Here is a 9,130-nt window from a genome sequence, read left to right on the forward strand (position 1 = left end):
ATCCTGTTTCTGCTTTTGGTGGAGTTTTAATTAGTAACAAAGAAATAGACCTTGCTACAGCAGAAGAAATTCATAAATTATTTTGTGAGGTTGTTATAGCTCCTAGTTTTGCCGCTGATGCTTTAGAAGTATTAAAGGGTAAAAAGAATAGAATTATTTTAGTACAGAATGATGTTGCTTTACCAGAAACATTGGTAAGAACTTGTTTAAACGGTGTTTTAGTACAAGATAAAGATCATAAAACAGATACTGTTGCAGATTTACAAAATGCTACAGATACAAAACCTACAGCAGAAGAAATTGAAGATTTAATATTTGCTTCTAAATTATGTAAGCACACAAAATCTAATACAATAGTACTTGCTAAAGGAAAACAATTATGTGCTAGCGGAACAGGACAAACCTCTAGAGTAGATGCTTTAAACCAAGCAATACACAAGGCAAAATCTTTTAATTTTGATTTAAACGGAGCGGTAATGGCTAGTGATGCTTTTTTCCCATTCCCAGATTGTGTAGAAATTGCAGGTACAAATGGTATTACAAGCGTTATACAGCCAGGTGGCTCTATAAAAGACCAATTAAGTGTAGATTATTGCAATGAAAACAAAATTTCTATGGTAATGACTGGCACACGTCATTTTAAACATTAATTTTGTTACATTCGTCGATTAAACTTACTTTTAGTCCAGAAACCAATATATAATACATGGGATTTTTTGATTTTTTTACAGAAGAGATAGCTATAGATCTTGGAACAGCTAATACACTAATAATACATTTAGACAAAGTTGTTGTAGATAGCCCTTCTATTGTTGCTAGAGATAGAATTAGCGGAAAAATAATTGCAGTTGGTAAAGATGCCAATATGATGCAAGGTAAAACCCATGAAAATATAAAAACAATTAGACCACTTAAAGATGGTGTAATTGCAGATTTTGATGCGTCTGAAAAGATGATAAATATGTTTATTAAAAACATACCTGCATTAAAAAAGAAATGGTTTCCGCCTGCATTGCGTATGGTTGTTTGTATTCCTTCTGGTATTACAGAAGTAGAAATGCGAGCAGTAAAAGAATCTTGTGAACGTGTAAACGGTAAAGAGGTTTATTTAATTCATGAACCTATGGCAGCAGCTATTGGTATTGGGTTAGACATTATGCAGCCTAAAGGTAATATGATTGTAGATATAGGTGGTGGTACTACAGAAATTGCTGTTATTGCATTAGGTGGTATTGTTTGTGACAAGTCTGTAAAAATTGCAGGCGATGTATTTACAAATGATATTATTTATTATATGCGTACACAACACAACCTTTATGTTGGTGAAAGTACTGCTGAAAACATAAAAATAACAATAGGTTCTGCTACTGAAGATTTACAAGAACCACCTGAAGAAATGTCTGTGCAAGGTAGAGATTTATTAACAGGTAAACCTAAACAGGTTTCTATTTCTTACCGAGAAATTGCTAAGGCCTTAGACAAATCTATCTTAAGAATTGAAGATGCGGTAATGGAAACTTTATCTCAGACTCCACCAGAATTAGCTGCAGACATCTATAACACAGGCATTTACCTTGCAGGTGGTGGATCTATGTTAAGAGGATTAGACCGTAGGTTATCCCAAAAGACAGATTTACCCGTATATATAGCAGAAGATCCTTTACGCGCAGTTGTTAGAGGAACAGGTATTGCTCTTAAAAACTTAGAACGTTATAAGAATATCCTAATTAAATAATTAATTAGGATGTTTTTATAACATAAGTATAAGCTTAAGTTTATACCGTCAAATATGTAAAATGAATGCAGCAAATTATCAACTTTTTAATAAGAAACAAAAACGGACTACTGTATGTTTTTTTATTACTAATTGCATTGGGTTTTACGGTACAGGCAAACTCATATCATCAATCTAAGTTTTTAAATTCTACAAATTGGTTTTCTGGTAATATTTACCAAACATCTACCAATGTGTCTACCTACTTTTCTTTACAAGAAGAAAACAACACTCTTTTAGAAGAAAACAAAAGGCTACATAATTTACTTTTTAATAAAAATATTGTTAGTCCAGACAGTATAAAAACAGATTCTACCTCAACATACAATGTAGTTAAAGCAAATGTTATTAAAAATAGCTACTCGCTATCTAAAAACTACATTACTATAAACGCAGGTAAAAATCAGAATATAAAAGAAGATATGGGTGTTATAACGTCTAATGGTATTTTAGGTATTATAGACCATACATCTAACAATTTCTCATTAGTACAAAGCATCCTAAATACAAAGTCTACAATTAATGCCAAACTTAAAAACTTAGATTATTTTGGCTCTCTAATTTGGGATACTAAAAATTTTAATACGGTACAACTAACAGATATCCCTAGATTAGTTAAGCTAAATATAGGTGATACTATTGTTACAGGAGCTAGTTCTAGTATTTTTCCTAAAGACATTCCTATTGGCGTTATTAAAGATTACAGCTTAAAAAAATCTGAAAACGTATACCATATTAACATAACCTTATTTCAGGATATGGCTAATATTAAAAATGTTTACATCATAAAAAATAAAGACATTGTAGAAATTAAAGAATTAGAAAAGAGAATAAAATAATGCTAAACAATAAACTTGTACTACATATTATTCGGTTTTTCTTTCTTGTTCTAGCACAAGTATTGGTTTTTAACAACCTTAACTTTTTAGGGTTTATAAACCCTATGGTCTACATTTTGTTTTTTTATTGGTATCCTGTAAAAGAAAATTTGTCCATTTTACTTGTTGTTAGTTTTTTTCTTGGTCTTACCATAGACTTTTTCTCTGACACTATGGCTATACATACGGCCGCATGTTTAACAATTGCCTATTTAAGATCTGGAATAATGCGTTTTTGTTTTGGGGTTAACTACGATTTTCAAAACTTTAAAATGACCTCCACAACTACATTACAGCAGGTAACTTTTTTAGCCTTATTAATATTATTTCATCATTTGATTTTCTTTTCTCTAGAAATTTTTAGTTTCAATAATTTGTTATTAATTTTAAAGAAAGTTTTAATTGTTGGTAGTGCATCCTTACTCCTTTGCCTACTAATAAAATCATTGTTTAGTATTCAGAAAAAATGAAAAAAATTCTTCTTTCATCTTTCATTATCTTAATAGGTCTTACCTTTTTAGGAAGACTATCTTATTTGCAAATTTTTAGTTTTTCTCCAAATCAAATTTTAGAAGATGCTGCCATAAAAGCTATTTATGACTTTCCTGAACGCGGTTATATTTACGACCGTAACGGAAAATTACTTGTAGCAAACCAAGCAGCTTATGATGTAATGGTAATACCAAGAGAAGTAAAACCACTAGACACTATAGAGTTCTGCAATTTAGTAGGGATTGATAAAAGCACTTTCATTAAAAATATAAAGACCGCAAGAATTCGTTCTCCTAGATTACCATATGTAATGGTTTCTCAACTCTCAAAAGAAGATTATGCTAGATTACAAGAAAAAATGCGCAAATATGAAGGCTTTTATATTCAAAAAAGGTCTTTAAGATATTATGATACAAAAAGTGCCGCAAATGCACTAGGCTACATTAGTCAAGTTACGCCAGGAGACTTAAAAAAGAATCCGTACTATACTCAAGGTGAATTAAAAGGAAAAACTGGCGTAGAAAACCAATATGAAGATATACTACGCGGAAGAAAAGGCGTAAAGTACATACAAAAAGATAGATTTAACAGAGATATAGGCCCTTACAAAAACGGAGCTTTAGACACTTTACCCGAACCAGGAAAAGAGATACAACTTACTATAGACAAAGAACTTCAAGAATACGGAGAAAAATTAATGGTTGGTAAACACGGTGGTATTGTTGCTCTAGAACCAAGTTCTGGAGAAATATTATCATTAATATCTGGGCCAACATATGATCCTGCTCTTTTAGTAGGCAGAAAACGTTCTGCTAATTATACAAAATTATATTATGATAGTATTGCCAAGCCAACTTGGGACAGAAGTTTACTTGCACAAGAATCTCCTGGATCTCCTTTTAAGGTAATTAACGCTCTTATTGCTTTACAAGAAAATGTAATGACACCAGACGAAACAATACGTTGCTACAATGGGTTTTATGTTGGTAAAAATAGAACAAAAAGAGGTTGCCACTGTGGTGGAGGATTAAGAAATATGAATAGCGGCATTTACCAATCATGTAATGCCTATTTTGCTGGCACTTTTAAACAAATTTTTGACAAGTTTGACACCACTGATGAAGCTATGGATGTTTGGCAAAAACATGTAAAAAGCTTTGGTTTAGGAGAATATCTAGGAACAGATTTACCTACCGGAAGTAGAGGAAGAATACCAGGAAAAGAATATTATGATAGAATTTATGGAGACAACAGATGGTCTTGGTCTTACATAGTTTCTCTTTCTTTTGGACAAGGAGAAGTTGCCGTAACGCCTATACAATTGGCTAATATGACAGCGGCAATAGGCAACAAAGGATATTACTATACCCCTCATATTCTAAAAAAAATAGAAGGAGAGCCAATTACAAATCCGGAATACACTCAAAGAAAATACACTACAATAGATAAAGAAAACTTTGATCCGGTAATTAAAGGTATGGAGGCTGTGTATAAAACTCCTGGTGGTACAGCGCATTGGCTACAAGTTCCCGGTATTGATATTGCCGGGAAAACAGGTACTGTAGAAAATTTTACCAGAATAAACGGAGTAAGAACTCAGCTAACTGACCATTCTATTTTTGTTGCTTTTGCACCGGTAGAAAATCCTAAAATTGCAATAGCTATATTTATAGAACACGGTTATTTTGGAGGTAGATACGCCGGACATATTGCATCTTTAATGATAGAAAAATACCTGAAAGGAGAAATTACCCGTAAAGACTTAGAAAAGAGAATGCTAGAAAAAACATTAGAAAAAGAATATGCCAAACCTTACAGTGGCGAACCTTTTCCTATTAATGAAAGAGCTTGGTAACTTTTTAGCAATCAAAAATTAGCAGAAAACTCCTTTATGGCAGGAAACACCTTTTTAAAAAGAATAGATTGGCTTAGTATACTTATATACCTAGCTTTAACCGTTATTGGCTGGCTAAGTATTTACTCTAGTACGTTTTCAGAAAACAACCCATCTATATTTGATTTTGGAACACTTTATGGCAAACAAGCCTTTTTTATTGGCGTTAGCATACTTGCGATAATTTTTATTTTTGCAACAGAGGCAAACCTATTTGAGCGTTTTTCTGGCATTATCTACGCCATTGGTATTCTTTTGTTAATAGGCCTTTTCCTTTTTGGAAAAACTATAGCAGGAGCTACATCATGGTACAACTTAGGCTTTTTTAACCTTCAACCATCAGAGATTGCTAAAGTTGCAACTACGCTTGCACTAGCTAAATATTTAAGTGATATACAAACAGACCTTAAAAGGCAAAAAGACAAACTATATGCTTTTGGTATTTTAATAATACCTGCAGTATTAATTGGATTGCAACCAGATCCTGGAAGTAGTATCATTTTTTTAGCTTTAACTTTTGTTATGTTTAGAGAGGGTTTACCTCTATACTATCTAGGAATTGGATTGGTAATGCTACTAATATTTATGGCAACACTAAAATTTGGCACTATATGGGTTGTTATAGGTGTTAGTATTTTAATTGCTTTATTTTATTTAACTAAAAAGGAAAGAGTTAAAGTATCTCCTGTACCAATTATTCTATTCTTTGTTGTTTCGGTTACAATTTCTTTATCTGTAAGATTTGTTTTTGATTCTGTCTTTAAACAACACCACAGGGATAGATTTAATCTTTGGCTTAGACTTGAAAAAGACCCTAAAAAATTAGAAGAAATAAGAAAAACAATAGGATACAATACTTACCAGTCTGAAAAAGCAATTGAGTCTGGAGGGTTTACAGGCAAAGGTTTTTTACAAGGAACTAGAACAAAAGGTGATTTTGTACCAGAACAACACTCAGATTATATTTTTACAACTATAGGTGAAGAATGGGGCTTTATAGGCACATCTACTGTTGTCTTGTTATTTTCTGTGTTATTATTACGATTGGTTTATATTGCTGAGCGGCAAAAAAATGCTTTTAGTAGAATATATGGATATGGAGTAATATCTATTCTCTTTTTTCACTACTTAATAAATATAGGTATGGTAATTGGATTAGTGCCAACTATAGGAATTCCTTTACCATTTATGAGTTACGGTGGGTCTGGGTTACTAGGCTTTACACTTCTTTTGTTTATATTTTTAAAATTAGATGCAAACCGACTAAAAGAGTGGGATTAAAACTCCCAACCGTTTTTTACAATCTCTCTTTCTAACTCTTCCTCTTGTGCTCCAGGTAAGCTTTTAAAAAAGTTAATACCCGTTTCTTTTTCTATTTTATCTACAGTAACTAAAAAAGAACTTATAGGCCTATTGCTTTCTTTATGAGGAAATAAAAATGCAATTACTTTTAAATTGTCTTTTTTCCCTTTAGCTATAATTTTATAAAAAGAATTAGGAACCGCTACATCTTCATCTCCTATCTCATCCATATTGCCTTTTAAAACTCCTCCTGTGATGATGTAGAGCTCTTTATCTTTTTTTGCCCACTGTCTTACTTTTTTCTCTAATCTGCTCCATATACCCGCATTAAAATCATTTTTCTGTGGAGTTATATTACTTGTGTAAAATGTCTCGTTATAGGCTTGTAAAGAAAACCTACGGTCGCCAGCAGGGCAAAGATGTCCTCTGTCATAACCCGAACGCTTATAATTACGCCAATCTGCAGATTTAGTTGCTACTTTAGGGTCTTCAATAAAATATGGCCTTTTTCTATCATCATAGGTTAAATCTTGTTTTCTTAAAACATAAGCCACCCATTCTGCCTGCTCATACTTTTCTTTATAAGATAAGGTATAGTAATTGTGCTGCACCACAGCACCTGTTGTAGATGATGGCTGTAAATAGTTAGTAAAGCCCCTGCCATCTTCTGTATTTTTTACACTATCATCTGAATAAGTGTCTGGCGTATAAAAATTATTAAACAGCCAAAAACCAACCGTACACAGCAACATTAAAACTAAATAAGTAGTTTTTTTATTCATTTTAGTTTGAATCTATTTTAATGGACACCAAAAATAAAGCTTCCAAAGTAAACCTTGAAAGCTTTATTTTTTTATTGTAATATGGTTGCAACTCTAATCTCTAATAGCAGCTGTATAACCATTTTCATCTTCTAAGGTTGTGTAACCAGCAAGCTTCACTATCTTAAAAACATCATTAGATCTACCCTCTAGGTATTCTACATAATATTTATCTCCATCTTTAGACCAAGTAAAAGTTGTGCTAAATTTTAAATCTCCGTTACTAGTTTCTTTATAAGTGCCCATTTTGTCTGATGCAAATTTCCACTCGTCTCTAGAAGTCTGTTCTTCTTGCCCCTCAAAAGAAGCTGAAAAATCGTTTGCCCATGTACCTACAATACTTGATGAATCATCATCTTTAGAACAACTTGTAGTTAATACAACGGCAAATAAAATAAGGATTAGTTTTTTCAAAATAAATTATGGTTTAAGTTAATTATAACCTTAAACGCAGTTATTATAACAATAGTATTAAAATAAAAAATGCCTAGCTAAATAAATAACTAGGCATTTAAAATATCACCAAAAAGTTTAGCCTTTTATTGCTGCTAACTTGTTATTGTTTTTTATGTTATTCTTTTTTAAATCTTTAAGAACACTAATAGCTTCCTCTACGTATACGTCTCTGGCTAAATCTCTATGCCATCTTTCTCTCTTTTCTTTTAAGATAGTATCTTTTACAAACAAATCTTTCTCGTATTTTAAAGACTCAAAAGTTAAATCTGTTTTGTAATCATAAATAGCTTTAAAGTGCTTAGATTTTTCTACAAGTTTTTCTTTATCCTTTTTATAATCACTGTAACTTAATGAAACTACATTTTCATCTTGTTGCTCTTTTAACCATTTAGCATTCTCTTCAATTAACTTCAACTGAGAGTTTTCTGCCATACGCTTAGCACTATTAGCTATAGTTTGCTTATAATCTATATAACCATCCCATGCATTGTAATCTGCAGGACTTATTTTATCCCATGCTAATGGATTTTGCTGATCTCTTTCTCCAAGATCTATGTAACTGTATTTGTCTGGAACAACAACATCACTCTTTACACCTTCTAACTGAGTTGAACCACCGTTTATTCTGTAAAATTTTTGAGTTGTTACTTTTAATGCTCCTAAATCTCCATGTTCGTTATTTCTAACAATATCAGACAAAGACCATAAGTTTTGAACTGTTCCTTTACCAAAAGTTTGTTTGCTACCAATTACAACACCTCTTTTATAGTCTTGCATTGCAGCTGCTAAAATTTCTGATGCAGAAGCAGACAATTCATTAACTAATAAAACCAATGGACCATCCCACTGTATGCGTTCATCTTTATCTTCATGTACTACTTTTTCTTCTGTACCTCCAGAAGATTTTACTTGTACAACAGGACCGTCTTTTATAAATAAACCTGCCATTTCTACAACAGTACGTAAAGATCCTCCTCCATTATCTCTTAAATCCAAAACCAAACCTTCCATTCCGGCTTGTTTTAATCTTTCTATTTCTTTAGCTACATCAGATGCTGCATTACGGTTGCTATAATCTTTAAAATCTACATAAAACTTAGGTAAATTTATTACACCATACGTATGGTTTTCTTTTTTTACAGTAGCAGATTTAGCATAAGACTCCTCCATCTCTACCAAATCTCTCATAATTTTAACTACTTGAGTAGAACCGTCTACTTTTTTAATTGTTAAATAAACGCTAGTTCCTTTAGGGCCTTTTATCAATTTAATAGCATCATTAAGTTGCATCCCTGTTATATCAATTGGCTCTTCGTTTGGTTTTTGACCAACTTTTACAATTTCATCTCCAACTTCTATAGTTTGGTCTCTCCAAATAGGACCTCCAGAAATTACTTCTACTATTTTAACCTGATCTTTTTTCTTCTGTAATCTAGCTCCAATACCCTCAAACTTACCAGACATACTAACATCAAACTTATCTTTGTCTTCCGGTGCAAAGTAATACGTATGC

General features: G+C 32.1%; 7 protein-coding genes and 1 pseudogene. 5 read left to right on the forward strand and 3 right to left on the reverse strand.

Translation table 11 applies throughout. The annotated features are described in order from the left end of the window. The 5 genes and pseudogenes from ABJD66_RS16950 to rodA form a co-directional block, all read left to right on the forward strand. A pseudogene (locus ABJD66_RS16950) lies at nt 1-650 on the forward strand (bifunctional phosphoribosylaminoimidazolecarboxamide formyltransferase/IMP cyclohydrolase PurH); the annotation flags it as partial. 56 nt (nt 651-706) lie between these two features. Further along, nucleotides 707-1,735, forward strand: coding sequence for a rod shape-determining protein (locus tag ABJD66_RS16955; RefSeq protein ID WP_013620356.1), 1,029 nt, complete (start codon nt 707-709; stop codon nt 1,733-1,735). 65 nt (nt 1,736-1,800) lie between these two features. Further along, the gene (gene mreC / locus ABJD66_RS16960) at nt 1,801-2,613 is read left to right on the forward strand and encodes a rod shape-determining protein MreC (RefSeq protein WP_348133850.1); all 813 of its coding nucleotides are present in this window, start codon (nt 1,801-1,803) and stop codon (nt 2,611-2,613) included. Nucleotides 2,614-3,118: 505 nt separating this feature from the next. Next, the gene (locus tag ABJD66_RS16965) at nt 3,119-4,999 is read left to right on the forward strand and encodes a penicillin-binding transpeptidase domain-containing protein (RefSeq protein WP_303543113.1); all 1,881 of its coding nucleotides are present in this window, start codon (nt 3,119-3,121) and stop codon (nt 4,997-4,999) included. A 36-nt stretch (nt 5,000-5,035) separates the two neighbouring features. Further along, nucleotides 5,036-6,319: a rod shape-determining protein RodA gene (rodA, locus tag ABJD66_RS16970; RefSeq protein WP_348133853.1), complete on the forward strand. Its 1,284-nt coding sequence runs from the start codon at nt 5,036-5,038 to the stop codon at nt 6,317-6,319. Here the strand turns inward: rodA and ABJD66_RS16975 are convergent. The 3 genes from ABJD66_RS16975 to ABJD66_RS16985 form a co-directional block, all read right to left on the reverse strand. After that, nucleotides 6,316-7,122 (reverse strand): DNA/RNA non-specific endonuclease, encoded by an 807-nt coding sequence (locus ABJD66_RS16975; RefSeq protein ID WP_348133856.1) that lies wholly within the window; start codon nt 7,120-7,122, stop codon nt 6,316-6,318. The genes rodA and ABJD66_RS16975 overlap by 4 nt on opposite strands. 93 nt (nt 7,123-7,215) lie before the next feature. After that, nucleotides 7,216-7,575: a lipocalin family protein gene (locus ABJD66_RS16980; RefSeq protein WP_303543108.1), complete on the reverse strand. Its 360-nt coding sequence runs from the start codon at nt 7,573-7,575 to the stop codon at nt 7,216-7,218. A gap of 117 nt (nt 7,576-7,692) precedes the next feature. Further along, nucleotides 7,693-9,130 (reverse strand): carboxy terminal-processing peptidase (locus tag ABJD66_RS16985; RefSeq protein ID WP_348133860.1); only part of this gene is annotated, 1,438 nt, incomplete at its 5' end.

Source organism: Cellulophaga sp. (genome assembly GCF_039943695.1).
Lineage (GTDB): Bacteria > Bacteroidota > Bacteroidia > Flavobacteriales > Flavobacteriaceae > Cellulophaga.